The 23,796-nt window shown below is 60.5% G+C and carries 28 protein-coding genes; 17 read left to right on the top strand and 11 right to left on the bottom strand.

The genetic code is table 11. From position 1 onward, the window contains the following. Window positions 1-87: 87 nt before the first annotated feature. Window positions 88-948: a MurR/RpiR family transcriptional regulator gene (locus SOP95_RS12135; RefSeq protein ID WP_173668879.1), complete on the bottom strand. Its 861-nt coding sequence runs from the start codon at window positions 946-948 to the stop codon at window positions 88-90. A 226-nt stretch (window positions 949-1,174) separates the two neighbouring features. On the opposite strand from SOP95_RS12135, the gene zwf reads away from it, so the two are divergent. The 3 genes from zwf to SOP95_RS12120 are packed head-to-tail and all read left to right on the top strand — an operon-like array spanning window position 1,175 to window position 4,027. Then, window positions 1,175-2,644 (top strand): glucose-6-phosphate dehydrogenase, encoded by a 1,470-nt coding sequence (gene zwf / locus SOP95_RS12130; RefSeq protein ID WP_274073387.1) that lies wholly within the window; start codon window positions 1,175-1,177, stop codon window positions 2,642-2,644. Next, complete coding sequence (gene pgl / locus SOP95_RS12125; protein WP_323607238.1) at window positions 2,631-3,344, top strand: 6-phosphogluconolactonase; 714 nt, start codon at window positions 2,631-2,633, stop codon at window positions 3,342-3,344. Before zwf ends, pgl begins: the two co-directional genes overlap by 14 nt. Before the next feature lie 17 nt (window positions 3,345-3,361). Continuing rightward, on the top strand, window positions 3,362-4,027 hold the full coding sequence (locus SOP95_RS12120; RefSeq protein WP_020797030.1) for a bifunctional 4-hydroxy-2-oxoglutarate aldolase/2-dehydro-3-deoxy-phosphogluconate aldolase: 666 nt from the start codon (window positions 3,362-3,364) through the stop codon (window positions 4,025-4,027). A 196-nt stretch (window positions 4,028-4,223) separates the two neighbouring features. Here the strand turns inward: SOP95_RS12120 and SOP95_RS12115 are convergent, their stop codons facing one another. Together SOP95_RS12115 and SOP95_RS12110 are read right to left on the bottom strand one after the other, a co-directional pair. Beyond that, complete coding sequence (locus SOP95_RS12115; protein ID WP_274073389.1) at window positions 4,224-5,405, bottom strand: aminotransferase class V-fold PLP-dependent enzyme; 1,182 nt, start codon at window positions 5,403-5,405, stop codon at window positions 4,224-4,226. 13 nt (window positions 5,406-5,418) lie between these two features. Then, window positions 5,419-5,655 carry a DUF3820 family protein gene (locus tag SOP95_RS12110; RefSeq protein ID WP_008056784.1) on the bottom strand — a complete coding sequence of 79 codons (237 nt, stop codon included), beginning with the start codon at window positions 5,653-5,655 and terminating at the stop codon, window positions 5,419-5,421. Window positions 5,656-5,858: 203 nt separating this feature from the next. Between SOP95_RS12110 and SOP95_RS12105 the strand changes: the two genes are divergently transcribed. The 4 genes from SOP95_RS12105 (at window position 5,859) to SOP95_RS12090 (ending at window position 9,613) form a co-directional block, all read left to right on the top strand. Then, window positions 5,859-6,326 carry a ferritin-like domain-containing protein gene (locus tag SOP95_RS12105; RefSeq protein WP_323607237.1) on the top strand — a complete coding sequence of 156 codons (468 nt, stop codon included), beginning with the start codon at window positions 5,859-5,861 and terminating at the stop codon, window positions 6,324-6,326. A gap of 237 nt (window positions 6,327-6,563) precedes the next feature. Beyond that, window positions 6,564-8,552, top strand: coding sequence for an FUSC family protein (locus SOP95_RS12100; RefSeq protein ID WP_323607236.1), 1,989 nt, complete (start codon window positions 6,564-6,566; stop codon window positions 8,550-8,552). Next, a complete protein-coding gene (locus SOP95_RS12095) occupies window positions 8,539-8,745 on the top strand; it encodes a DUF1656 domain-containing protein (RefSeq protein ID WP_046816627.1) in 207 nt (68 codons plus the stop codon). Before SOP95_RS12100 ends, SOP95_RS12095 begins: the two co-directional genes overlap by 14 nt. Window positions 8,746-8,755: 10 nt before the next feature. Further along, a complete protein-coding gene (locus SOP95_RS12090) occupies window positions 8,756-9,613 on the top strand; it encodes an efflux RND transporter periplasmic adaptor subunit (protein ID WP_274073392.1) in 858 nt (285 codons plus the stop codon). A 66-nt stretch (window positions 9,614-9,679) separates the two neighbouring features. On the opposite strand, the gene SOP95_RS12085 is transcribed toward SOP95_RS12090, so the two are convergent. Together SOP95_RS12085 and SOP95_RS12080 are read right to left on the bottom strand one after the other, a co-directional pair. Further along, window positions 9,680-10,150 (bottom strand): MaoC family dehydratase, encoded by a 471-nt coding sequence (locus SOP95_RS12085; RefSeq protein WP_274073393.1) that lies wholly within the window; start codon window positions 10,148-10,150, stop codon window positions 9,680-9,682. 41 nt (window positions 10,151-10,191) lie between these two features. Beyond that, on the bottom strand, window positions 10,192-11,136 hold the full coding sequence (locus tag SOP95_RS12080) for an alpha/beta hydrolase (RefSeq protein WP_274073394.1): 945 nt from the start codon (window positions 11,134-11,136) through the stop codon (window positions 10,192-10,194). Between the two features lie 226 nt (window positions 11,137-11,362). Here SOP95_RS12080 and fadD2 point away from each other — a divergent pair, with 226 nt between their 5' ends. Beyond that, window positions 11,363-13,051 (top strand): long-chain-fatty-acid--CoA ligase FadD2, encoded by a 1,689-nt coding sequence (fadD2, locus tag SOP95_RS12075; RefSeq protein ID WP_323607235.1) that lies wholly within the window; start codon window positions 11,363-11,365, stop codon window positions 13,049-13,051. A gap of 356 nt (window positions 13,052-13,407) precedes the next feature. Next, on the top strand, window positions 13,408-15,105 hold the full coding sequence (gene fadD1, locus SOP95_RS12070) for a long-chain-fatty-acid--CoA ligase FadD1 (protein WP_274073396.1): 1,698 nt from the start codon (window positions 13,408-13,410) through the stop codon (window positions 15,103-15,105). 89 nt (window positions 15,106-15,194) lie between these two features. On the opposite strand, the gene SOP95_RS12065 is transcribed toward fadD1, so the two are convergent. Further along, window positions 15,195-15,572 (bottom strand): hypothetical protein, encoded by a 378-nt coding sequence (locus tag SOP95_RS12065; RefSeq protein ID WP_274073397.1) that lies wholly within the window; start codon window positions 15,570-15,572, stop codon window positions 15,195-15,197. 198 nt (window positions 15,573-15,770) lie between these two features. Between SOP95_RS12065 and SOP95_RS12060 the strand changes: the two genes are divergently transcribed. From SOP95_RS12060 to def, 3 genes are all read left to right on the top strand, one after another. Beyond that, the gene (locus tag SOP95_RS12060; RefSeq protein ID WP_020798093.1) at window positions 15,771-15,962 is read left to right on the top strand and encodes a CsbD family protein; all 192 of its coding nucleotides are present in this window, start codon (window positions 15,771-15,773) and stop codon (window positions 15,960-15,962) included. Between the two features lie 175 nt (window positions 15,963-16,137). After that, a complete protein-coding gene (locus tag SOP95_RS12055) occupies window positions 16,138-17,097 on the top strand; it encodes a YihY/virulence factor BrkB family protein (RefSeq protein WP_274073398.1) in 960 nt (319 codons plus the stop codon). 2 nt (window positions 17,098-17,099) lie between these two features. Beyond that, entirely contained in the window at window positions 17,100-17,639 is a 540-nt protein-coding gene (gene def / locus SOP95_RS12050; RefSeq protein ID WP_130210077.1) for a peptide deformylase, read from the top strand. A gap of 4 nt (window positions 17,640-17,643) precedes the next feature. Here def and SOP95_RS12045 read toward each other — a convergent pair whose 3' ends face one another. Continuing rightward, a complete protein-coding gene (locus SOP95_RS12045) occupies window positions 17,644-18,054 on the bottom strand; it encodes a GNAT family N-acetyltransferase (protein ID WP_323607234.1) in 411 nt (136 codons plus the stop codon). A 285-nt stretch (window positions 18,055-18,339) separates the two neighbouring features. Between SOP95_RS12045 and SOP95_RS12040 the strand changes: the two genes are divergently transcribed. Continuing rightward, window positions 18,340-18,900: a cysteine hydrolase family protein gene (locus SOP95_RS12040; RefSeq protein WP_323607233.1), complete on the top strand. Its 561-nt coding sequence runs from the start codon at window positions 18,340-18,342 to the stop codon at window positions 18,898-18,900. A 32-nt stretch (window positions 18,901-18,932) separates the two neighbouring features. Here SOP95_RS12040 and SOP95_RS12035 read toward each other — a convergent pair whose 3' ends face one another. The 4 genes from SOP95_RS12035 to SOP95_RS12020 form a co-directional block, all read right to left on the bottom strand. Further along, entirely contained in the window at window positions 18,933-19,139 is a 207-nt protein-coding gene (locus SOP95_RS12035) for an SEC-C metal-binding domain-containing protein (protein ID WP_008056806.1), read from the bottom strand. Between the two features lie 5 nt (window positions 19,140-19,144). After that, complete coding sequence (locus SOP95_RS12030) at window positions 19,145-19,630, bottom strand: LEA type 2 family protein (protein ID WP_274073401.1); 486 nt, start codon at window positions 19,628-19,630, stop codon at window positions 19,145-19,147. Between the two features lie 167 nt (window positions 19,631-19,797). After that, the gene (locus SOP95_RS12025) at window positions 19,798-20,274 is read right to left on the bottom strand and encodes a YchJ family protein (protein WP_046816639.1); all 477 of its coding nucleotides are present in this window, start codon (window positions 20,272-20,274) and stop codon (window positions 19,798-19,800) included. A 4-nt stretch (window positions 20,275-20,278) separates the two neighbouring features. Then, on the bottom strand, window positions 20,279-20,776 hold the full coding sequence (locus SOP95_RS12020) for a DUF6231 family protein (protein ID WP_274073402.1): 498 nt from the start codon (window positions 20,774-20,776) through the stop codon (window positions 20,279-20,281). 190 nt (window positions 20,777-20,966) lie between these two features. On the opposite strand from SOP95_RS12020, the gene SOP95_RS12015 reads away from it, so the two are divergent. From SOP95_RS12015 to SOP95_RS12000, 4 genes are all read left to right on the top strand, one after another. Beyond that, entirely contained in the window at window positions 20,967-21,662 is a 696-nt protein-coding gene (locus SOP95_RS12015; RefSeq protein WP_274073403.1) for an OmpA family protein, read from the top strand. Window positions 21,663-21,752: 90 nt separating this feature from the next. Then, the gene (locus tag SOP95_RS12010) at window positions 21,753-22,469 is read left to right on the top strand and encodes an OmpA family protein (protein WP_274073404.1); all 717 of its coding nucleotides are present in this window, start codon (window positions 21,753-21,755) and stop codon (window positions 22,467-22,469) included. A 147-nt stretch (window positions 22,470-22,616) separates the two neighbouring features. Beyond that, window positions 22,617-22,895, top strand: coding sequence for a DUF1145 domain-containing protein (locus SOP95_RS12005; protein WP_323607232.1), 279 nt, complete (start codon window positions 22,617-22,619; stop codon window positions 22,893-22,895). Continuing rightward, complete coding sequence (locus SOP95_RS12000) at window positions 22,888-23,646, top strand: collagen-like triple helix repeat-containing protein (RefSeq protein ID WP_323607231.1); 759 nt, start codon at window positions 22,888-22,890, stop codon at window positions 23,644-23,646. Before SOP95_RS12005 ends, SOP95_RS12000 begins: the two co-directional genes overlap by 8 nt. Window positions 23,647-23,796: the final 150 nt, after the last annotated feature.

The raw sequence follows: 23,796 nt of genomic DNA, 5'->3' as shown, positions 1-23,796 counted from the left end.
GTCGAGCACAAAAACTGCGACCGCCGCTTAACCTGTAGGAGCTGGCTTGCCAGCGATGAGGCCGGACCGGTCAGCCGGGATTTCGGATCAGTTGAACTCGTCGCCCACCGGATACCGGCTGGCATTCAAGCTCTCCTTGATCTTGCGCAAATGCGGCTGGAAATCCACCCCGCGCCTCAAGGTCATGCCAGTGGCGAGCACATCGAGCACGGTCAGCTGGATGATCCGCGAAGTCATCGGCATGTAGATGTCGGTGTCTTCCGGCAGCGGAATGTTCAGGCTCAAGGTGCTGGCCTTGGCCAGGGGCGAGTTCTCTGCAGTCAGGCCCAGTACCGAAGCACCGTTTTCCCGGGCGATGCGCGCCACTTCCACCAGTTCGCGGGTGCGGCCGGTGTAGGAAATGATCACGAACAACTCGCCGGTATGCGCCACCGAGGCAATCATGCGCTGCATCAGCACATCGGCATGGGCGGTCACGGCCAGGTTGAAGCGGAAGAACTTGTGCTGGGCATCCAGCGCTACCGGAGCCGAGGCGCCGAGGCCGAAGAAGTGGATCTGCCGGGCCTGGATCAACAGGTCGACGGCGCGGCTGATCAGGTTCGGGTCCAGCGCCTGCAGGGCACTGTCCAGGGAGGCGATGGCGCTGCCGAAAATCTTCTTGGTATAGGCTTCAGGGTTGTCATCCGCCTCGACCGCACGGCTGACATAGGCCGCGCCACTGGCCAGGCTCTGGGCCAACTGAAGCTTGAGCTCGGGGTAACCGCTGACGCCGAACGAACGGCAGAAACGGTTGACCGTCGGTTCGCTGACGGACGCCGCCTGGGCGAGGGCGGCGATGCTGAAGCGGGTGGCCTGCTGCGGGTTGAGCAGGATCACCTCGGCCACTTTGCGTTCGGCCTTGTTCAGCTCTTCAAGGCGACTCTGGATTTGCTCCAGTAAATTTCGCACGCGGTCCATATAAGTATCCTTTACACCTGCGCCGATAAGCGCGCGGCTAATGCAAAAAGGGCCTTTGGTGAGGCCCGTAACGGTGGCCTATCCTACTGATGGCTCCGACTGACCACCACACGGAATCTGTATTTTGCGAAAATGTTGTGGTTATTACTACATTTTCCCTTGAGTGATGCCTTGAAAAAAGGTATTTGTAGCTTAACTTGATAAAAGAACAAACATCATGCCTTCGATTACGGTTGAACCGTGCACCTTCGCGTTGTTCGGCGCCTTGGGCGATCTGGCCCTGCGCAAGCTGTTTCCTGCCCTTTATCAACTCGATGGCGCAGGCCTCTTGCACGAGGACACGCGTGTCATCGCGCTGGCCCGGGAGCCTGGCAGCGAACAGGAGCACCTGGCGTTCATTACGTCCGAGCTGCGCCGCTACGTCGGTGCCAAGGAGCTGGACGAAGCCGTGCTTGAGCGCTTCCTCGCGCGCCTGAGCTACCTGCACGTCGACTTCCTCAAGTCCGAAGACTACGTGGCCCTGGCTGAAGTGGCCGGCAGCGCGCAACGGGTCATCGCCTATTTCGCCACACCGGCAGCCGTCTACGGGGCGATCTGCGAGAACCTGGCCAAGGTCGGCCTGGCGGAAAACACCCGCGTGGTACTGGAAAAACCCATCGGTTCGGACCTCGAATCCTCGCGCAAGGTCAATGACGCCGTGGCGCAGTTCTTCCCGGAGAACCGCACCTATCGTATCGACCACTACCTGGGCAAAGAGACCGTCCAGAACCTGATCGCCCTGCGTTTTGCCAACAGCCTGTTCGAAACCCAGTGGAACCAGAACTACATCTCCCACGTGGAAATCACCGTGGCCGAGAAGGTTGGTATCGAAGGGCGCTGGGGTTACTTCGACAAGGCCGGCCAGCTGCGGGACATGATCCAGAACCACCTGCTGCAACTGCTCTGCCTGATCGCCATGGACCCGCCGGCCGACCTGTCCGCCGACAGCATCCGCGACGAGAAGGTCAAAGTGCTCAAGGCGCTGGCACCGATCAGCCCGGAAGGCCTGACCACCCAGGTGGTGCGTGGCCAGTACATCGCCGGCTACAGCGAAGGCAAACCGGTGCCCGGATACCTGGAAGAACCCAATTCCAACACCCAGAGCGACACCGAGACGTTCGTCGCCCTGCGTGCCGACATCCGCAACTGGCGCTGGGCCGGCGTGCCGTTTTACCTGCGTACCGGCAAACGCATGCCGCAGAAGCTGTCGCAGATCGTCATCCACTTCAAGGAACCGTCGCACTACATCTTCGCTCCCGAGCAGCGCCTGCAGATCAGCAACAAGCTGATTATCCGCCTGCAACCGGATGAAGGCATTTCCTTGCGGGTGATGACCAAGGAACAAGGCCTGGACAAGGGCATGCAGCTGCGCAGCGGTCCGTTGCAGCTGAATTTTTCCGACACCTGGCGCAGCGCACGGATTCCCGATGCCTACGAGCGGTTGTTGCTGGAAGTGATGCGCGGCAATCAGAACCTGTTTGTCCGTAAAGATGAAATCGAAGCCGCGTGGAAGTGGTGTGACCAGTTGATCGCCGGGTGGAAAAAATCCGGTGATGCGCCCAAGCCGTACGCGGCCGGGTCCTGGGGACCGATGAGCTCCATTGCTCTGATCACGCGGGATGGGAGGTCGTGGTATGGCGATATCTGATTTGAAACTGCCGCAGGGCGTCAGCGCCCATGCGTTCAAGAGCCCGGTGCTGCTGGCTGAAAGCCTGGCGCTGAACGTGGCCAAGCACCTGAGCGATGCCATTGAAGCCCAGGGCACGGCGACCCTGGTGGTCTCCGGTGGCCGCAGCCCGGTGGCGTTTTTCCAGCACCTGGCCAAGCAGGCGCTGGACTGGTCGAACGTGGTGGTCAGCCTCGCCGATGAACGCTGGGTGCCGGTCGAGCACGCCGACAGCAATGCCGGCCTGCTGAAGAAATATCTGTTGCAAGGGCCAGCGGCCAAGGCGCAGTTCCTGAGCCTGTACAGCGCCAGCGCCAACCTTGAACAGGCCGCCGATCACGCCGACCGTTTGCTTTCCGAGCTGCCGGTGATCGACGTGCTGGTGCTGGGCATGGGCGATGACGGCCACACCGCGTCGCTGTTCCCCGGCAGCCCGAACCTGGCCGAAGCCTTGAAGGCTGACGGGACCCGTCGTTGTTACCCGATGCTGGCACCCACCGTGCCGCGTCAGCGCCTGACCATGAGTCGTGCGCTGCTGGCCTCGGCCAAACACAAGATTCTGTCGATTTCCGGTCAGTCCAAGCTGACCACCCTGGATACCGCACTGGCCGGTGACGATGTCGCCGCACTGCCGATTCGCGCGTTTTTGCAACCCACGTTAGAGATTTACTGGTGCCCATGAGCCAAGGAACAGCCGCTATGACAAACCCATCCCCGACCGTTTCCATGGCGGACAAAGTTGCCCTGATCGACAGCCTCTGCGCCAAGGCGCGGATCCTGCCGGTCATTACCATTGCCCGCGAGCAGGACATCCTGCCGCTGGCCGATGCCCTCGCGGCCGGTGGCCTGACCGCCCTGGAAGTGACCCTGCGCTCGCAGTTCGGCCTCAAGGCCATCCAGGTGCTGCGTGAGCAGCGTCCGGAGCTGGTGACCGGTGCCGGCACCGTGCTGGATCGGCACATGCTGGCCGCGGCCGAAGCTGCGGGTTCGCAGTTCATCGTCACGCCAGGCATCACCCGTGACCTGCTCGAAGCCAGCGTCGCCAGCCCGATTCCATTGTTGCCAGGCATCAGCAATGCCTCGGGCATCATGGAAGGCTACGGCCTGGGCTATCGCCGCTTCAAGCTGTTCCCGGCGGAAGTCAGCGGCGGCGTCGCGGCCATCAAGGCCCTGGGCGGCCCGTTCGGCGAAGTGAAATTCTGCCCGACCGGCGGCGTGGGTCCGGCCAACATCAAGAGCTACATGGCATTGAAAAACGTCATGTGCGTGGGCGGTAGCTGGATGCTTGATCCGGAGTGGATCAAGAACGGCGACTGGGCCCGCATTCAGGAATGCACCGCCGAGGCCCTGGCGCTGCTGGACTGATCAGCTTCACCCCAACACTTCGTTGTGTGCTTTACGGCTTTACGGTGCGCTTGGTCGGTGCACCGTTTTTTTTGCCCGCAAAAAAACCTTTGTAGGAGCGAGCTTGCTCGCGAAAAACCTGTGAACAACGCGGGGCATCAGGCAACCCGCGTTATCGTTAACGTCCATCGCGAGCAAGCCCGCTCCCACAGTAATCTCAGCGCAACTCAGTCAACGCCGAAGTCAACACCATCATATCCGCCGCCGTAGTCGTCAGCCCCGGCGTGATACGAATACACGGCCCACACGCCGCCCCGCTGCGCACCACGGTGAACAGGTTGTAGTCCTTGAGCAGGCGCTCGACCATCGGCTGTTGATCGGCATGCGCAGTAAAACGCATCGACGTGATGCCGCAATACAACCGTGGGTCATCCGGCGTCATCACTTCGATGCCCGGCAGCTCCCGTGCCGGCCTCACCCACAGGTTGCGCAAGTAGTTGAGTCGCGCACCCTTGGCGGCGGCACCGCCCATCGCATGATGCTCCTCGATGACCAGCGGCAGGGTGAGCAAGGCCGGAATGTTGGGCGTGCTGTACGGCGTGCGGGCGCGGATGTCGGTCGCCGGGAAATGCATCTCGCCCATGTCCGGGTCGATGTCGGCCAGGCGCTCGGGGGCGATATGGACGAAGCCCAGGGTCAGCGGCGCACCGATCCACTTGTGCAGGTTGTAGGCGGCGAAGTCGATGCCCAGCTCAGCGAGGTCGAACTCGAACTGGCCCAGCGCATGGGCGCCGTCGAGAATCACGTCGATGCCATGTTCTTTGGCGGCGGCGGCAATCGCCTGGACCGGCATCACCAGGCCCGTGCGGTGGGTGACGTGGGTCAGGGCCATCAGCTTGAGTCGCGGATAACGCGCGAAGGCTTCGCGATAAGTGCCCAGCAGGCTGTCGAAACTGGCGGGATGACGGTGTTCGATCTCGACTACTTCAACACCGCGGTGGCGCGCCAGCCAGCGCATGGCGCCCTTGACAGTGTCGTACTCCAGATCGCTGAACAGTACCTGGTCGCCTGGTTGAAGTAGGTTGTAGTTGCGGATCAATGATTGCAAACCGTCCGTCGCGTTGCGGGTGAGGGCGACGCTTTCTGCGGCAACGCCAATCAACCCGGCTACCTGCGCGCTGATCTTCTGGCTCTCGCCCTGTTCGAAACGCTGGCGCACATAGACCGAGTTGCTGCGGTTGATCAGTTCGATGTTGCGCTGATATTCCTCGACCACCGTGCGCGACATACGGCCGAAGTAACCGTTTTCCAGGTTGATCGGGCCGGGTTGCACAGCGTAGCGGTCGGCAAAGGTTTTCCAGAATGCTTCATCACGGGCGCGGCGGGTGTTATCGGGCATGGGGTTACTCGGTTCAATGACGGGGTGCGGGTTTGCCATGTTTGGCGCGCAAGGGTTCGAGCAACTCGGACAAGCCGTTGTGATCGATTTCCTGCATCAGGGCCAGCAGCCCGCCCAATTCGCCGTGGGGAAAACCTTCCCGGGCGAACCAGTTGAGGTAGGGGCCCGGCAGGTCGGCGATGATGCGGCCCTTGTATTTGCCGAAGGGCATTTGCCGGGTAATCAATAGTTCGAGCTTTTCAGGGTTCATCAATCGGCCGTCTTGAATCAATCAGTCTGGAAAATACAGGCATTCTGCATGCAGGCCAAATGACAGATCATGCAAATAAAACGGATACAGATTTTCGGATAAATTCTAAGTAATTGAAAAATAACGAATTACCAATCAATTCCGGGCTGGCATGACCAGTGCAATAGCTATTGCATCTTTCATCAACCCGCGAGGAATTGAAAATGACCGACATGAATAAAGAAGCGATTTCTGTACTCAACGACCTGATCGAAACCTGCAAGGACGGTCAGGAAGGGTTCAAGACTTGCGCTGAAGACATCAAACAACCTGAACTCAAAACCCTGTTCGTGCAACGTTCTGCCGATTGCGCACAAGCTGCCGCTGAACTGCAGAGCCTCGTACGCTCGATGGGTGGCGATCCGGAAACTTCCACCAGTGTCAGCGGTGATCTGCACCGTCGCTGGGTCGACGTGAAGTCGATGTTCACCGGCAAGGACGAAGAGGCTGTATTGAATGAAGCCGAGCGTGGTGAAGACCATGCGAAGAAGGCTTACAAGGAAGCCATCGAAAAAATCAACAAGGACAACCTGGTCAGCATTCGTGATGTGGTTGAGCGTCAGTACCATGGCGTACAGCGCAATCACGATCAGGTGAAAGCCCTGCGTAACCAGGCTCGCGCACGCTCGTAAGCGTTCGTTAGCTGTCAAAAACGCCAGCCAGCCTGGCGTTTTTTTGTGCCCTGTGAATAACACCGCAAAAACCCTTGTAGGAGCTGCCGAAGGCTGCGATCTTTTGGCGGCTTTGAACCCGCTGAAGAGCAAGATCAAAAGATCGCAGCCTTCGGCAGCTCCTACAGAATCCGCGTTTTATGAGAGGTCGTGGGAGAAGCCGTCTATCGTTAAATCGTCCTCTCGAGAGTCCATTTAGTGCCTATCACCCTGCAGGCTTTGTTCGCGCCTGACCTGCGCGCCGTGCAATTCGCGATCAAGACCCTGATCGGCGGGGGCGTGGCGCTGTGGCTCGCGTTGCGCTGGGGCCTGGAGCAACCGGCCTGGGCGTTGATGACGGCCTTCATCGTGGCCCAGCCGTTGTCCGGGATGGTCCTGCAAAAAGGCCTGGCGCGACTGTTGGGGACATTGGTCGGGACGATCATGTCGGTGGTGTTCATGGGCGTCTTTGCCCAGACGCCCTGGCTGTTCCTGCTGGCCCTGGCGTTGTGGCTCGGGCTGTGTACCGCCAGTTCAACACTGCTGCGCAGCGCCTGGTCCTATTCATTTGTGCTGGCCGGTTACACGGTGGCGATCATTGCCTTGCCGGCCATCAACCATCCGTTGACGGTGTTCGATCAGGCCGTGGCGCGTTGCACGGAAATCAGCCTGGGGATTATCTGCGCCACGGTCAGCAGTGCCTTGATTTGGCCGCTGCGGGTGGAACGCCAATTGGCCGACCAGGCCCGGGCCGCCTGGCAAAGCGGGATCAATGCCGCGCGGGCGACCCTGGCTGGCGATGGCCAGGCGCGCAAGGGCCTGCTGGAGATCCTCGGCAGAATCGTCGCGGTGGACGCCCAGCGCGAACACGCCTGGTTCGAAGGCGGCCAGGGACGCCAACGTGCGCGGGCCATCAGCGGTTTGAGCCAGAAGCTGTTGATGCTGTTGCGCATTGCCCGTTCGGTGCGCCGGCAGTGGAAGCAGTTGGAACCGCAGGAGTCCGAGCAGTTGTTGCAGTGGATGAACGAGGTCCAGGAGGCGCTGGGCAGTGCCGATGCCGCGATCCTGCAAGCCTTGCGCCCGCGGTTGCTCGATGCTTCCCATGACCCGCACATCAGTTCTGCGCAGAGTTATTGCCTGGTCCGTTTCACTTTGTTGATGGACACCGCCATGGCGGCGAACGCGGCGTTGAAAGCGGTGGAGGAGGGCCGTGACGCAGTGGTTCCGCCGAGAACCCTGACACCGCACCGCGACCTGTCGTTAGCCCTGGTCTTCGGCGCCCGCAGCGCCCTGGCCTTCCTGGTGGTGTCGTGCTTCTGGCTGGCAACCGCCTGGCCCGCCGCGGCTGGTGCGCTGGTGTTGACCTGTGTGGTCTGCAGCCTGTTTGCCAGCCGCGAGAACGGCGCGCAGATCGGCATGAGTTTCATGCGCGGTATTTTCCTGGCCATTCCGGCGGCGTTTGTCGTCGGGCAGATTTTGCTTCCGCAATGGAGCAGTTTCGCCATGCTCTGCCTGGGCATGGGCGTGCCGCTGTTTTTCGGCGCGCTGGGCATGGCCAAGCCGCAGATCGGCGCCACGGCCACTTCGTTCTGCCTGCATTTCATTGTGCTGGTGGCCCCGCTGAACCAGATGCAGTTCGGCGTCGCGACCTTCTTCAACAGCGCCCAGGCCATGGTGATCGGCGTCGGTGCGGCGGTGCTGGCGTTCCATTTGCTGATCCTGCGCAACCCGACCTGGCATGGCCGACGTTTGCTGGCGGCAACCCTGGACGACCTGGTGCGCCTGACCCGGCGCAACCTGGCCGGTGCCGAAAGCTGGTTCGGCGGGCGCATGGCCGACCGTTTGCTGCAACTGGCGCGGCACTATCCGGAACTGCCGGAACCGGCGCGCAGTCGCTGGGACGACGGCCTGCTCGGCCTGGACATCGGCGACGAATTGCTGCACCTGCGCTTGAGCCTGGCGGTGGCGCAGGTACCGGTCACGGCGCCGCAGCGGCGTTATCTCGACGACCTGGAAAATGTCCTGCGCCAGGGCCCTGCCGGCAGTCGCGCCGAGGCCTTGGCCGAACCCAGTGAAGCGTTGCTGCAAACCCTGTACGCCTTGCCTCCCAGCGATGCGCTGAAGCTGGCCCAGGGCGCGGTGCTGCAATTGCAAAACAGCTGGCGCGCCTGGTGCCGCCAGCAGGAGGAAATTCATGGGCTTGCGTGAGTGGTCGGTGGGCGGCGTGCTGCTCAGTCCATTCCTGATTTACCTGGTGCTGGCACTGCTGGTCACCGGCGCCTTGCGCCTGTTATTGCGCCTGACCCCGGTGAGCCGCTGGATCTGGCATGAAGCATTATTCGATTGCGCCTTGTACGTCTGTGTATTGACCGTGATCACCGTCGTCCTCGGACCTTTATAAGGAGTTGAACATGCGTACCCCCGTACGTGTAGCCGTCACCCTGTGCCTGGTGGCCGTGGCGATTTTTGCCGGCGTCCATCTGTGGCAGTACTACATGCTGACCCCCTGGACCCGCGACGCGCGCATCCGTGCCGATGTGGTGGTGATTTCCCCGGATGTGTCGGGCTGGGTGCGCGAGCTCAAGGTCCACGACAACCAGGAAGTAAAGGCCGGCGACCTGTTGCTGAGCATCGACCGCGATCGTTTCGAGGCAGCGCTGGAGAAGGCCCAGGCGGTGGTGCAGACCCGCCAGCAGCAACTCAATCTACGCGAGCGCGAAGCCAGCCGACGCGCCAGTCTCGGGCCGCAGGCGATCAGTGCCGAGCTGCGGGAAAATGCGCAGATCAACGCCGGCATCGCCCGGGGCGAATTGCGCGAGGCCCAGGCCGAAGCCAAGGCCGCACAAATCAATCTCGACCGCAGCCAGATCCACGCCCCGCGCAACGGCCACATCACCAACCTGCGCCTGGCCCAGGGCAACTATGTGAACGCCGGGCAGTCAGTCATGGCCTTGATCGACGACTCGACCTTTTATGTGCAGGCGTACTTCGAAGAAACCAAGCTGCCGCGGATTCGCGTCGGCGACCCGGTGAAAGTCTGGCTGATGAGCGCCGGGGATGCCTTGCAGGGGACGGTGGAAAGCATCAGCCGGGGGATTACCGACCGCAATACCACGCCGGATGGGCAGTTGCTGGCGGAAGTCGAGCCGACGTTCAACTGGGTGCGGCTGGCGCAACGGATTCCGGTGCGGATCAAGCTGGACAAGTTGCCGGAAGGGCTCAACCTGAGTGCGGGGATGACGGCGAGCGTGCAGGTGCAGGAGCCTTGAAAAATCAAAAGATCGCAGCCTTGTAGGAGCTGTCGAGTGAAACGAGGCTGCGATCTTTTAACGTAATCAACCGATACTGATCGCCGGCAACTCGGTCAAAGTCACCGACTGTTGCTTGCGCGGCGCCAGGATCTCCGCTTCGCCATCCACCACCAGCTCGTCGCGCTGGTTGAAAACGCGCGTGGCGATGCGTACACGAAACTTCGGCAGTTTCTCGAGGATTTCCAGGCGCACGGTCAGGGTGTCGCCAATCTTCACCGGCTTCTGGAAGCTCATCTGCTGGCCGATGTAGATAGTGCCCGGCCCAGGCAGCTCGCAGGCGACCGCGGCACTGATCAGCGCACCGCTGAACATGCCGTGGGCGATACGTTCCTTGAACATGGTGGTCGCGGCGTATTCGGCGTCCAGGTGCACCGGGTTGTGGTCGCCGGACATGGCGGCGAACAGCTGGATGTCGCGCTCTTCAACGGTTTTGCTGAAGCTGGCGGTCTGGCCGATTTCGAGGGCTTCGTAAGGGGTGTTGGTAACCTGGGTCATGTGTCTGGATTCCTGTGACGAATTAAAAAATTCACAAAAAACTATTCGGTTCGGTGTGGTCGCGGATTGCTCAACGCCTGGTTGATCCAGGCCAACACGTCGGTCGTCACTTCATCGCGGTTGATGTCGTTGAACAGTTCGTGCCGTGCCTGCGGGTAAACGGTCAGTTGCAGGCTCTGGCTGCCAGCCTCGCGCAGCGCGTTGGCCAGATCATTCAGACGCTTGCCCTCACTCACCGGATCACATTCGCCGCCGATCACCAGCAGCGGCAGGCCCGGATCGATCTGGGCGAGATTGGACGCTTTGCTGATTTGCTGCAAGCCGCCGAGTAAATCGATCCACAGTTGGTTGGTGCAGCGAAAGCCGCACAGCGGATCGCTGGCGTACAGGTCGACCTCGACCGGGTCACGGCTGAGCCAGTCGAAGCGGGTGCGCGCCGGTTTGAATTTCTTGTTGAACGAGCCGAACGACAGCCATTCGATCAGGGCGCTGCGGCCCTTGGGGCCCTGGCGCAGACGTTCGATACGCGCGATCTGGCGGGCCGCCCGATAAAGGGCCACGGGCTGGAAGTTCGAACCGCTGAGAATGGCCCCGTGCAGGCTGGCGCTGTGATGCAGCAGATAGGCCTGGGCGATGTAGCTGCCCATGCTGTGCCCCAGCAACACAATCGGGGTCCCGGGGTGCTGCTGGCCGAGGTGCTGGTTGAGGCACGCCAGGTCGCCCACCACCTTGGCCCAGCCATCGCTGTCGGCGAAATGGCCGAGCGTCCCGTTTTCGGCAGTTTTGCCATGTCCACGCAGGTCCGGCGCGTAGACGCCGTAGCCCTGTTCGCAGAGTTTTTCCGCCAGGCGCCCGTAGCGACCGCTGTGTTCTGCCATGCCGTGGGCCAGCAGGATCACGGCCCTGGGGCTGCCAGCAGGCAGCCACTGGTTGACGAAGAGGCGGCTGCGGTCACTGGCGGTCAGCCAGAACGTGTCGTGGATCATGGCGATTCCTTTCCATGCATGGGCGCGGGGTGGTTGCATTGTATAGCGCATAACGGCGCTGGCATCAGCCCACGCCACGGCGGGAAGATTCACACGGTCTATGACGCCCTTGCCCATATTTGCCTGATTCGCCATAGCTGCTAGTGTCCGTGAAGCTCCGCGTTCTGTATTTGAGAAATGACAGATCAGCGGCCCCGGATCGGTTCAGGTAAAGAGGACAAGAACAATGCAACCTGATTTCTGGAATGACAAACGCCCGGCCGGCGTCCCCCTGGACATTGATGTCGCTGAATACAAGTCGGTCATCGAGGTGTTCGAGCGTTCCTGCAAGAAGTTCGCAGATCGCCCGGCCTTCACCAACATGGGCGTCACCCTGACCTACGCCGAACTGGAACGCTACAGCGCCGCGTTCGCCGGTTACCTGCAAGCCCATACCGACCTGGTGCCGGGGGATCGCATCGCGGTGCAGATGCCCAACGTCCTGCAATACCCCATCGCCGTGTTCGGCGCCTTGCGCGCCGGGCTGATCGTGGTCAACACCAACCCGCTGTACACCGCGCGGGAGATGCGTCACCAGTTCAAGGATTCCGGCGCCCGGGCACTGGTGTACCTGAACATGTTCGGGCAGAAAGTCCAGGAAGTGCTGCCCGACACCGACATCCAGTACCTGATCGAAGCGAAGATGGGCGACCTGATGCCGGCCGCCAAGGGCTGGCTGGTCAACACGCTGGTGAGCAAGGTGAAGAAAATGGTCCCGGCCTATTCCTTGCCCCAGGCGATTTCCTTCAAGAGTGCGTTGCGCATGGGCCGCGGCCTGGGCATCAAGGGGTTGAAGGCAGGCCTCAACGACATCGCCGTGCTGCAATACACCGGCGGCACCACCGGCCTGGCCAAGGGCGCGATGCTGACCCACGGCAACCTGGTGGCCAACATGCAGCAGGCCCGGGCCTGTCTCGGCCAGTTCGCGGCCGACGGCCGGCCGCTGCTGCGCGAAGGCCAGGAGGTAATGATCGCGCCGCTGCCGCTGTACCACATCTATGCGTTCACGGCCAATTGCATGTGCATGATGGTGACCGGCAATCACAACGTGCTGATCACCAATCCCCGGGACATCGGCGCTTTCATCAAGGAGCTGAAGAACTGGCGGTTCTCGGCATTGCTGGGGCTCAACACGCTGTTCGTCGCGCTGATGGACCACCCGGACTTCAAGACCTTGGACTTCTCCAGCCTCAAGCTCACCAACTCCGGCGGCACCGCGCTGGTCAAGGCCACGGCCGAGCGCTGGGAGCAACTGACCGGTTGCCGCATCACCGAAGGCTACGGCCTGACCGAAACTTCGCCGGTGGCCTGCACCAACCCCTATGGCGACCAGTCGCGCATCGGCACGGTCGGCCTGCCGGTGCCGGGCACCACGCTGAAGGTGATCAACGACGAAGGCGTCGAGCAGCCATTGGGCGAGCGTGGCGAGCTGTGCATCAAGGGCCCGCAGATCATGAAGGGCTACTGGCAGAAACCCGAGGCGACCAACGAAGTGCTGGATAGCGAGGGCTGGTTCAAATCCGGCGACATCGCGGTGATCGACCCGGACGGCTTCGTGCGCATCGTCGATCGCAAGAAGGACATGATCATCGTCTCGGGTTTCAACGTGTACCCGAACGAAATCGAAGACGTGGTCATGGCTCACCCGAAAGTCGCCAACTGCGCGGTGATCGGTGTGCCGGACGAGCGTTCGGGCGAGGCGGTGAAGTTGTTCGTGGTGGCGCGTGAGGCGGGGGTCAGCCTTGAAGAGCTGAAGGCCTACTGCAAGGAAAACTTCACGGCGTACAAGGTGCCCAAGCACATCGTCCTGCGTGAGTCGTTGCCGATGACGCCGGTGGGCAAGATTCTGCGGCGGGAGTTGCGGGATATCGCGTAACAGGTTGTAGAGCGGGGCGCTCTCCAAAGATCGCAGCCTTCGGCAGCTCCTACAGGAATCACATTCCCCTGTAGGAGCTGCCGAAGGCTGCGATCTTTTGTTTTGAGCCCCCGATTTTCGGGGGTTTCAAGGCGATATAGGTTTTTTGCTCTAAAATGACCGCTTGTCATTCTTGAGTCACAATTGTGACTGTAGAGGCCGCTTTTGGCTCTAGGCGACCCTTGGCAAAGCTGCTACTCTCGGCGCGTTTTGTGCTTCTCGGCCTGTATGAAAGCCCAGATTCACCAATAACCAAACACCAATAATAATCGCATCAAATGCGGTGCTGAATTCGCGTTGCTGAGGAGTGGGCTTCCATGATCGAAGACTTTTGGAAGGATAAGTACCCAGCTGGAATTGCTGCCGACATCAATCCAGACGAGTACCCGAATATTCAGGCAGTGTTGAAGCAATCCTGCCAACGCTTCGCCAACAAACCGGCATTCAGCAACCTGGGCAGGACTATCACCTACGGTGAGCTGTACGAATTGTCCGGTGCCTTTGCCGCGTACCTGCAACAGCATACCGATTTGCAGCCGGGCGATCGAATTGCCGTGCAGCTGCCGAACGTGCTGCAGTACCCGGTTGCCGTCTTCGGTGCCATCCGCGCCGGGCTGATCGTGGTCAATACCAACCCGCTGTACACCGCGCGGGAAATGGAACACCAGTTCAATGACTCCGGTGCCAAAGCCCTGGTTTGCCTGGCTAACATGGCGCACCTGGCTGAAACCGTGGTGCCGAAAACCGGGGTCAAGCACGTCATCGTCACGGAAGTGGCGGACCTGTTGCCACCGCTCAAGCGTCTGCTGATCAACAGCGTGATCAAGTACGTGAAGAAGATGGTGCCGGCCTATCACTTGCCAAAAGCGGTGAAGTTCAACGACGTGTTGAGCAAGGGCCATGGCCAACCCGTGACTGAAGCCAACCCGGCCAGCAGCGATGTCGCGGTGCTGCAATACACCGGCGGCACCACTGGCGTGGCCAAGGGCGCTATGCTGACCCACCGCAACCTGGTGGCGAACATGCTGCAGTGCAAGGCACTGATGGGTTCCAACCTCAATGAAGGTTGCGAGATCCTGATCACGCCGCTGCCGCTGTACCATATCTATGCGTTCACCTTTCATTGCATGGCGATGATGCTGATCGGCAACCACAACATCCTGATCAGCAACCCGCGCGACCTGCCGGCGATGGTCAAGGAACTGTCGAAGTGGAAGTTCAGCGGTTTCGTCGGCCTCAACACCCTGTTCGTGGCCCTGTGCAACAACGAAGGCTTCCGCAAGCTGGATTTCTCGGCGTTGAAAGTCACCCTGTCCGGCGGCATGGCCCTGCAACTGGCGGCGGCGGAGCGCTGGAAAGCGGTCACCGGTTGCGCCATCTGCGAAGGTTACGGCATGACCGAAACCAGCCCGGTGGCCACGGTCAACCCGATCCAGAAGATCCAGATCGGTACCATTGGCATTCCGGTGCCGTCGACCCTGTGCAAAATTGTCGACGATGCTGGTGTCGAACAGCCAATGGGCGAAATCGGCGAACTCTGTGTGAAAGGTCCGCAGGTGATGAAGGGTTACTGGCAGCGCCAGGAAGCCACCGATGAAATCCTCGACAGCGAAGGCTGGTTGAAGACCGGTGACATCGCGCTGATCCAGCCTGACGGCTACATGCGCATTGTCGATCGCAAGAAAGACATGATCCTGGTCTCCGGATTCAACGTGTACCCGAACGAACTGGAAGACGTGCTGGCGACCCTGCCGGGCGTTCTGCAATGCGCGGCCATCGGCGTGCCGGACGAGAAGTCGGGGGAGGCGATCAAGATTTTCATCGTCGCCAAACCGGGCGTGACCCTGACCAAGGAACAGGTGATGGAGCACATGCGCGCCAATGTCACCGGCTACAAGGTTCCGCGCTCCGTGGAGTTCCGCGATGCGCTGCCAACCACCAACGTCGGCAAGATCCTGCGTCGTGAGTTGCGCGATGAAGAGTTGAAGAAGATCAAGGCGAAGAACGCCGCGTAAAACAAAAAGCCCCGCAGATGCGGGGCTTTTTGTTGACGATCAAAAGATCGCAGCCTTCGGCAGCTCCTACAGGGCTGCGGTCTTTTCGATTATTGGCGGAACGGCGCGAAATTGACGTTGGTGCCCGCCGGGCGCATGTCCTGCAGGAAGGAATCCTTGTCGGCGCTCAGTTCCAGGCTCAACGCCGCCTTGCGCTTGCCTTCGTTGCGCACCACCAGGCCTTCGAGCTTCTCGCGCAGGAACACGGTCGGCACTTTCAGGTGCAGCAGTTGGTCGGTGTCCGGGGTGTGCATCAGCAGGTGAATCCACTCGTACTGACCAACGGCCAGGCGCGTCACCGGGATATCGAACCACCAGATGTTGCGGTTGCGGTTCAGTTCGGTGAAATGGCAGTTGTTGACGCCAAGCACAGCACCGCCCAGTTCCAGGTTTCTGCGGGCAATGGCCTGCTTTTTATCGATTTTCATAACATTCCTACAAAATTGGATCTTCAGCGCCAGGGCCTGAATACGTTGCGCATTCTCGGGGGTTGGCCGGTAAACATAAAGCCCAACCTGCGCGGATCGATGAAATGTCGCGGTAAAAATAAATGAAACTCCGTGCAAACGCCTCCGGTCAACCTTCTGTAACCACTTTATTCATCAATATTGTTCGGGAGAAACACCATGAGCAGCACAGGCGATAAAGTAAAAGGCATGGCCAACGAAGCAGCCGGCAACGTCAAGCAAGGCGTTGGCAAGGCCACCGGTAATGACAAGATGCGCGCCGAAGGCGTGGTGCAGGAAAAGAAAGGCGAAGCTCAACAAGCGGTGGGCAAAGCCAAGGACGCTGTTAAAAAAGGCGTCGACAAGGCCTGATTCGGCCTTGATTGGTGACAGCGGCGGCCATCCACGGATGGCCGTTTTTATGTCAGCCTGAACTTGAGCAGGGAAATTGTTTCAAAGTCGCCAGGTAATCTACTTTTGATGTAGAAAACAGCCCCTGAGTCGCCATGACTTCAACCCATCCTGATTGCGGCGAATGGAGACGCTAATGATTTTTCCGGACATGAAAGGTCTGCCCATGCACCGTGTGATGATGCGCACGGTCACTGAATTCGTCGACGACGAAATGTCGACCTATGCCTCGGCGCTGGCGTATCAGATGCTGTTTTCGCTGTTCCCCTTCATCCTGTTCCTGATCGCCCTGATCGGTTTCCTGCACCTGCCTGACTTCTTTTCCTGGCTGCGCCTGCAGTCGGAACTGGTGTTGCCGCCCCAGGCGCTGGAGCAGGTCAACCCGGTGATCGACCAGCTCCAGCAATCCAAAGGTGGCCTGCTGTCGGTGGGTATCGTGATAGCCCTGTGGACCGCGTCGGCCGGCGTGCGGCTGATGATGAGCGCGATGAACGCCGCCTACGATGTGGTCGAAGGCCGTCCGGCGTGGAAGCGTTTTCCCTTGTCGATCATCTACACCGTCGGCATCGCCGGCATGCTTTTGATCGCCGCCGCGCTGATGGTGCTCGGCCCACAAGTGATGGGCTGGATCGCTGCGCAAGTCGGTCTCGAGTACTTCATCGTTACCCTCTGGACCATTGCACGCTGGCCGGTGATCGTGATCCTGCTGATGGTCGCCGTGGCGCTAATCTATTACGTCATGCCTGACGTCAAGCAGGAGTTTCGCTTCATCACGCCCGGCTCGGTCCTGGCGGTGGTGGTGTGGATCATCGCGTCGCTGGGCTTCGGTCTGTACGTCAAGGAGTTCGCCAACTACAACGCCATGTATGGCAGTATCGGCGCGATCATTGTGCTGTTGCTGTACTTCTACATCTCCGCCGCGGTGTTGCTGCTGGGCGCGGAGATGAATGCGGTGATCGAGCACATGTCGCGAGAGGGCAAGGACCCTGGCGAAAAGGTCCCCGGCGAGCATGGCCCCGTGCATGAGGAAAAACAGCACGTATCGGGACTGGGCCGCGATCACTCACAACCGAAACCGACCATAGACGAAACCTGACCATGATTCGTGAAATTCTGAAAATGGGCGATGAACGCCTGTTGCGCATTGCCCCGCCAGTGCCGGCCGAGATGTTCGACAGCCCCGAATTGTGGCAACTGATCGACGACATGTTCCAGACCATGGAAAGCGTTGGCGGGGTCGGCCTGGCCGCGCCTCAGATCGGCGTCGACCTGCAACTGGTGATCTTCGGCTTCGAGCACAGCGAACGGTACCCGGACGCCGAAGCGGTGCCGCAGACCATCCTGATCAATCCGCTGATCACGCCGCTGAGCCCGACTTTGGAAGAAGGTTTCGAAGGTTGCCTGTCGGTGCCTGGGCTGCGCGGTGCGGTGGATCGCTATCAACATATCCGCTACGAAGGCTTCGACCCCAAGGGTGAGCCGATCGTGCGCATCGCTTCGGGCTTTCATGCGCGGGTGGTGCAGCATGAGTGCGATCACCTGATCGGTCGATTGTACCCGTCGCGCATCAGCGATTTCAGCAAGTTCGGGTTTACCGAGGTGATGTTCCCGGATCTGGATCCCAACGCAGACGACTGATCCGTTACCGCGCAAGGCCCATGGCAATCATCGGCTTGTTGCGCGCGTATCGACTCAGGCGCTCGACCAGGGCGTAAGGCATCGGCGGATCGAAGACGAAGCAACGACGCTGATAGAACTCCCGCAAGTCCGGATGACAGAACAGCCATACCGGGCTTTCAACCTGGCTGATCGCTGCGGCGATCAATGCGCCCGCGACACCCTGTTCGCGACAGGCCGGGTCGACAAACAGCCCGGTCAGCCAAAACCCGCCGGACACCGGCCGCAAACACAGCGCACCGACGATCCCGTCGCGCCGCGCCACCCACAATTGTGCGTCGCGAACCGCCTTCATCGACGATTGGTGGGCGCGATAAAACTTGTTCATCAATGGCCATAACGGCTCGTCGAGCCGGGTGTACAGGGTATCGGGCATGGTCTGGGACTGTCGGTGTGCAAAGCCTGCGATTATAAAAGAACACGCCGGCGGCGATAGGTGTATACCTGATCTCACATCCCCAGTCAGTGGAGTACGCATCATGTCCAAAGGTATGGATTCAAAGAAGGCAGCGAAGAAAAAACCGCTGAAATCGGCGATCGAAAAGCGCACGGAAAAGAAAGCCAAGAAGGTGGGCGTGTTCGGTCATTGATCTGGTGCTGATGACCGCTCCCATGCAAGATGGGGGCGGTACAGCCAATGACCCGAGGGAGAAAGGCCGGCATGGAGCTCAAGACAAACGCGGCGCTGATCATCATCGACCAACAGAAAGGCATCCTGCAGCCGAAACTCGGTCGCCGGAACAATCCCCACGCCGAAGAACGCATGCTGGAACTGCTGGCCCACTGGCGCCACAGTGCCAGGCCGGTGATCCACGTGCAGCATTTGTCCAGGTCAGAGGATTCAGTGTTCTGGCCCGAGCAATCCGGGGTGGAATTTCAGTCGCGGTTTCAGCCAGCGGCCGGCGAACGACACATTCAAAAACAGGTGCCGGATGCGTTTTGTTCGACGGGGCTGGAGGCGTTTTTGCGTGAGGCGGGGATCGAGCAGTTGGTCATCGTTGGCGTAGCGACGCACAACTCGGTGGAGTCCACGGCGCGCACCGCAGGCAATCTGGGGTTTGACACCTGGGTCGCGGAGGATGCCTGCTTTACCTTCGACAAGGCCGACTTTTTCGGCAATGCCCACAGCGCTGAAGAGGTCCATGCGATGTCGCTGGGCAACTTGCATGGCGAGTACGCCACGGTCGTCAGCACCGCACACATTCTGGATAAAGCTCTGTAGGAGCCGCATCGCAGCTCCTACCGATCAGTCAATCAGGCGCCGTGGCACTTCTTGAACTTCTTGCCGTTGCCGCATGGGCAAGGATCGTTGCGGCCAACGTCTTTCAAGGCGTTGCGCACCGGTTCCTGGTGGGCGTGGCCGCAGTTCGGGCCGTGGACATGGCCATGGTCGTGATCATGCTGGTGATGGTCATGATCGTGATTGCAGTCTGGGCCATGGACATGGGGTTGCTGGGTCATCGGGGTTACTCCGGAATTAGATCGGCGGGGATTATCACGCCATTACGCGTCAGGTGCACGTAGTGGGCGATGAATAAACCGGTTTCCATCTCACCTTCCAGACGATAGGGAACGGCCTGCTCGGGGTTTTTCAGCTGTTTGACCAGGTCCTTGACCTTGGGCCACAGGTTGGTGCGGATCGGCACCTTGTAGAAACGGCTGCTCCTGGGGTTCACGGTGACCCAGTGCTCATGCTCGCCTTCGGCCAGCAGGATGTCGCCCAAGTGGATGCGATACTCCAGGCCACGCACGGTCAACTCGCTGTCATTGCGGTTGTCGATGCGAAAATGCAGGACGAACCGTTGCTCCATCAGCTTGGCCCGCACGACTTCGACCCTGACCAGATGGACCTCGGGGTCCGGCTCGTCGGAGCTGAACCAGGATGCACAACCGCCGAGCCCCAGACAAAGAGCCAGCGTGAGCAGAAAGCGTTCGAGTCTCTGGGTGATCATGGTCGTTGTTCTCCCTTGAACCCTGTAGGAGCTGGCTTGCCAGCGAAGGCGGAGTGGCTGGCACACCGTGTCGTATGCATCGCCAGCAAGCCGGCTCCTACAGACCGCGTCGCCTGCATCGCCAGCAAGCCGGCTCCTGCAGATCGGGTCGATCTCCTGACCTTGTATCAGCTACCGAAATACCCCGAACAGCACTTCTTGAACTTGTGCCCGCTGGCGCAAGGGCAGGCGTCGTTGCGTCCGATGTCCAGTTGCACGGTCGGGTCGATGAAGTACCAGCGCCCCGCATTCTGTACGAAGGACGAGCGTTCACGGTGGCTGTGTTCGCCGCTGCCGTCGTGCCAGCGCGCGGTGAACGTGACGAAGGCATGCTCCGGCTGGCCGCCGAGCACTTCGGAGCTTTCGACTTCAAGGCCCAGCCAGGTGCTCTGGGCGCTCCAGTCGGTGATCGATTGACGGTCGAGTCCGGCCTGCTGGGCGGGCAGGGTGGTCGCCACCAGATAATCGATCAGGCCCAGCACGTAGGCGCTATAACGCGAGCGCATCAGGGCTTCGGCGCAGGGTGCCGGATGTCCGGCATGGTAATGGCCGCAACAGGCGTCGAGCAGGGTGCCGCTGCCGCAGGGGCAAATGGATGTACTCATTGCGTTACCACCAATATTTCCCGAAGTTTTCCGGATTGGCCCAGAACCGCGAGTTGAGCCAGTCGGGTACTTGTTTGTATTCAAGCAGATCATAGGTGAACAGGGTCAGTACCTGCTCGTCACGCTGGAAACGTTCGCTGGCTTGCAGTGCCAGTGAGAAAAAATCCGTTTCCTGCCAGCCGCTCGCCGGCAAGTCGGCCAGTACCGCGATGCGGCTGGCGTTGAGGTTGCGGATGCCGCCAAGCAGGTTCAGGCCATCACGCTTGGGCAAATGTTCGAGGCAATCGACCACCAGCGCCAGGTCAAAGCGCAGCGCCGCCAACTCTGCGGGCAATGGCCCGGGCGCTGCGTGCGCCACGCTGCTGTCCGGATGCGCCAGCTTGAAAGCCTCAAGCGCGGGGAACTCGCTGGCGCCAATCAACAACAGGCGCGCGGGGGCGTAACGGTCGAGCAAAGCGGCCAGCGCCTGCTGCGGCGTGCGCGAAGAAATACCTGCAATCATCGAAGATCCTCAATCAGATTTACCAAGACTAGCCTGCCCGCCAGTTCGATCCTAGAGCGGGTTTGCGGCAAAAGTCACAATCCCCCGCGAACACGAGACAAAACTGCTATGGCCTATTGCTGGCGGAGATTAAAACTCCGGTCTTTACTCCCTGAATCGGTTCTAAGCCGATCCTTCAGGAGAAAACTAGATGAGCATAGTTCGGACAGCATTACCCCTGGTTCTGCTAACCAGTGTGTTGACTGGTTGCGCAGGTTTGCAAAAAACCGACTGGCCGATCTGTGCGGCGGTCGGTGGTGTCGTCGGCGCAGGTCTCGGGGCAATCGAGAGCTCGTCATGGGCCGGCTACGGCGCGCTGATTGCCGGCGGTACGGCGGCAGCCTATTGCTGGGTCCATGGTGATGGTGACGAAGACGGTGATGGTGTACTCGACAGCCGCGACAAGTGCCCGGGCACGCCAAAAGGCGTACGGGTCGATGCCGATGGCTGCCCACCACCAGCACCTGCTCCAGTGGTTGAAGAGGCCGTGGTGGTCAAGGAAGAAACCATCGTCATTCGCGATGTCAACTTCCAGTTCGACTCGGCCAAGCTGACAGCCGCCGATAAAGACAAACTCAACACCATTGCCACTCGCCTGAAACAGGAAGCAGCCAGCGCCCAACTGACCGTGACCGGTCACACCGACAGCGTGGGCAGCGATGCCTACAACCAGAAACTGTCGGACAAACGCGCCCACTCGGTGGTGGAATATCTGATCGAAAGTGGTGTGCCTCGCAGCAGCTTCGTGTCGGTCACCGGGGCCGGTGAAAGCCAGCCGGTTGCCGATAACAAAACCGCTGACGGCCGCGCGATGAACCGTCGCACGGAAATCAAGATCAACCGCTAAACCCCTCGCATCCACGGCTTGTGCAGTCGTGGATGCGGGTCTTTACTCCTGTGTAACCGGCATTGGCCGGTGACACAGGAGCTTTCAAAAATGAGCAATCTCACAAGGACCGTCTTGCCGGTTCTGCTGCTTGGCAGCCTGTTGACCGGTTGCGCTACTCACAGCGATGGCACTGCCCCCCTCAATCAACGTACCTGGCCGATCTGCAGCCTCCTTGGCGGACTCGTCGGCGGAGGTCTGGGCGCTATCGGAAGTAGCGGTTGGGCGGCCGGTGGAGCGGCGCTGGGTGTCTTGACCGGTGGTTTGATCTGTTATGCCCAGGACGGCGACGAAGACGACGATGGCGTATTCGACCGTCGCGATCGCTGCCCCGACACGCCCGCCAATACCCCTGTGGAGCATCATGGTTGCCCGCTGCCGCAATACCCGGCCAGCGTGAAACCTGAACCTGTGCAAGCCGAAGTCATCACCCTGAGCGATGCCGACGATGTGCTGTTTGCCTTCAATAGCGCTGACCTGACCCCCTCCATGCAAAGCAAACTCGATTCGATCATGGGCAAACTGCAGGACGCCAGCGTCGCGAGCATCAAGGTGATTGGTCATACCGACAGCGTCGGATCGGATGAGTACAACCTGCAACTGTCGCAGCAACGTGCAAGCAGCGTCGCCGGCTATCTGCTGAGCCAGGGCGTTGCACCGAACAAGGTCACCAGCGAAGGCAAGGGCGAAAGTGAGCCTGTTGCCGATAACGAAACCGAAGAAGGGCGCGCGAAGAATCGTCGCGTGGAATTGCACGTCAATCGCTGAGCCGCGCAATAGAGCCGTCGGGCGATGATTTTCGTCGTTCCGTCGGCCATTTGCCATCTTCCTCGAGAATTTCCGTTTGCCCTCTGGCTTATCCTGCATGGAAGCCGTTACTGTGCGAGCAAATAATAATTCTCATCGGGGGCGCGTATGAAGGTGATATGGGGGCTGGGGAAGCTGTTGACCCTGGTGTTCTGGCTGGTGGTGCTGGTCAATCAGCTCACGCCGTTCGTCTATCCACTGCACCTGCTGGTCGACCTGGCCGGCTGCCTGCTGGCGGGGCTTCATCTGCTGGAGGCGGTGTTCTGCTTCCGCACGCTCAGGGGCCGCGCCCATCCTTGGCTCGATCGCCTGAAGATCCTCTTTTTCGGCGTTTTCCACCTGCAAACCATCCCGGCTCCCACCGTATCTAAGGCTTCCCATGCGTAAACTCTGTCTGCTCGCTGCCCTCATCAGTCCATTGGCTTGCGCCCAGGTGGTGAGCGTTGAAACCAACTCGTTGATGCGCCTGCCCAACACCGCCAGCACCTTGCGACTGGAACGCCTGGAAGTGGCCGACTACGGCACCTTGCTGATTCCCTCGAACGTGACCGAAGTCACCGTCGGCGAACTGCACCTGGGTCGCGATGCGCGAATCACCATCGTCCCCGGCGAACAGGCGCTGGAGCTCAAGGTCAATCGCGCCGAGTTGTCCGAAGGCAGCCAGATCACCGCGCGGGGTGCACCGGGGACTTACCAGAAGGCCGCCCGTTCCGGGCGCAATCTGGACTTGCAGATCAAGGCCCTGAATGCCCCGCAATTACGGGTGGATGCTCGCGGTGGCGCGGGTGCGCCAGGGTTCGTCGGCCTCGACGGGGCCAACGGTCAGGCACCGGGTTGCGCCTGGGGCCAGGCGGGTCGCGGTGCCGATGGCAGCGATGGCAGTGATGGCCAGGCCGGTGCGCCGGGCGCGGCGGTCAAGCTGGCCGTGCCGCGCGATTACCCGGCAGACAAGATCAAGGTTCAAGTGGCCGGCGGTGCCGGTGGCGTGGCCGGGCCTGGTGGCAAGCCAGGTGCCGGCGGCAAGGCCAAAGGCTGTCTTGTCTACAAGGCCGATGGCGGCAAGAGCGGCAAGCCTGGTGTTGACGGACAGCCAGGAATGGAGGGGGCTGCAGGGTCTGTGACGGTGCAGCGGTTGTAAACCATTTTTTGAATGGTGATTTTCCTGTAGGAGCTGGCTTGCCAGCGATGACGCCAGCACAGCCTACACCTCCGTCGCCTGACTCACCGCCTTCGCTGGCAAGCCAGCTCCTACAGGGGATCACCGCCAGACACAAATCCCGGCAACACC

It is taken from the genome of Pseudomonas sp. YuFO8 (assembly GCF_035065025.1).
GTDB classification, from domain to species: Bacteria; Pseudomonadota; Gammaproteobacteria; order Pseudomonadales; family Pseudomonadaceae; genus Aquipseudomonas; species Aquipseudomonas putida_AE.
This window is presented reverse-complemented; position numbering and strand designations above follow the sequence as displayed.

Bases quoted from the DNA above. Each gene is read 5' to 3' on its own strand.
- SOP95_RS12105 (WP_323607237.1), top strand. From the start codon at position 5,859: ATGACCGACATGAATAAAGAAGCGATTTCTGTACTCAACGACCTGATC.
- SOP95_RS12020 (WP_274073402.1), bottom strand. From the start codon at position 20,776: ATGATTGCAGGTATTTCTTCGCGCACGCCGCAGCAGGCGCTGGCCGCT.
- def (WP_130210077.1), top strand. From the start codon at position 17,100: ATGATTCGTGAAATTCTGAAAATGGGCGATGAACGCCTGTTGCGCATT.
- SOP95_RS12065 (WP_274073397.1), bottom strand. From the start codon at position 15,572: ATGAAAATCGATAAAAAGCAGGCCATTGCCCGCAGAAACCTGGAACTG.
- SOP95_RS12090 (WP_274073392.1), top strand. From the start codon at position 8,756: ATGCGTACCCCCGTACGTGTAGCCGTCACCCTGTGCCTGGTGGCCGTG.
- SOP95_RS12055 (WP_274073398.1), top strand. From the start codon at position 16,138: ATGATTTTTCCGGACATGAAAGGTCTGCCCATGCACCGTGTGATGATG.
- SOP95_RS12040 (WP_323607233.1), top strand. From the start codon at position 18,340: ATGGAGCTCAAGACAAACGCGGCGCTGATCATCATCGACCAACAGAAA.
- zwf (WP_274073387.1), top strand. From the start codon at position 1,175: ATGCCTTCGATTACGGTTGAACCGTGCACCTTCGCGTTGTTCGGCGCC.
- SOP95_RS12060 (WP_020798093.1), top strand. From the start codon at position 15,771: ATGAGCAGCACAGGCGATAAAGTAAAAGGCATGGCCAACGAAGCAGCC.
- fadD2 (WP_323607235.1), top strand. From the start codon at position 11,363: ATGCAACCTGATTTCTGGAATGACAAACGCCCGGCCGGCGTCCCCCTG.
- fadD1 (WP_274073396.1), top strand. From the start codon at position 13,408: ATGATCGAAGACTTTTGGAAGGATAAGTACCCAGCTGGAATTGCTGCC.
- SOP95_RS12005 (WP_323607232.1), top strand. From the start codon at position 22,617: ATGAAGGTGATATGGGGGCTGGGGAAGCTGTTGACCCTGGTGTTCTGG.
- SOP95_RS12030 (WP_274073401.1), bottom strand. From the start codon at position 19,630: ATGATCACCCAGAGACTCGAACGCTTTCTGCTCACGCTGGCTCTTTGT.
- SOP95_RS12035 (WP_008056806.1), bottom strand. From the start codon at position 19,139: ATGACCCAGCAACCCCATGTCCATGGCCCAGACTGCAATCACGATCAT.
- SOP95_RS12085 (WP_274073393.1), bottom strand. From the start codon at position 10,150: ATGACCCAGGTTACCAACACCCCTTACGAAGCCCTCGAAATCGGCCAG.
- SOP95_RS12000 (WP_323607231.1), top strand. From the start codon at position 22,888: ATGCGTAAACTCTGTCTGCTCGCTGCCCTCATCAGTCCATTGGCTTGC.
- SOP95_RS12080 (WP_274073394.1), bottom strand. From the start codon at position 11,136: ATGATCCACGACACGTTCTGGCTGACCGCCAGTGACCGCAGCCGCCTC.
- SOP95_RS12110 (WP_008056784.1), bottom strand. From the start codon at position 5,655: ATGAACCCTGAAAAGCTCGAACTATTGATTACCCGGCAAATGCCCTTC.
- SOP95_RS12115 (WP_274073389.1), bottom strand. From the start codon at position 5,405: ATGCCCGATAACACCCGCCGCGCCCGTGATGAAGCATTCTGGAAAACC.
- pgl (WP_323607238.1), top strand. From the start codon at position 2,631: ATGGCGATATCTGATTTGAAACTGCCGCAGGGCGTCAGCGCCCATGCG.
- SOP95_RS12010 (WP_274073404.1), top strand. From the start codon at position 21,753: ATGAGCAATCTCACAAGGACCGTCTTGCCGGTTCTGCTGCTTGGCAGC.
- SOP95_RS12025 (WP_046816639.1), bottom strand. From the start codon at position 20,274: ATGAGTACATCCATTTGCCCCTGCGGCAGCGGCACCCTGCTCGACGCC.
- SOP95_RS12015 (WP_274073403.1), top strand. From the start codon at position 20,967: ATGAGCATAGTTCGGACAGCATTACCCCTGGTTCTGCTAACCAGTGTG.
- SOP95_RS12045 (WP_323607234.1), bottom strand. From the start codon at position 18,054: ATGCCCGATACCCTGTACACCCGGCTCGACGAGCCGTTATGGCCATTG.
- SOP95_RS12095 (WP_046816627.1), top strand. From the start codon at position 8,539: ATGGGCTTGCGTGAGTGGTCGGTGGGCGGCGTGCTGCTCAGTCCATTC.
- SOP95_RS12120 (WP_020797030.1), top strand. From the start codon at position 3,362: ATGACAAACCCATCCCCGACCGTTTCCATGGCGGACAAAGTTGCCCTG.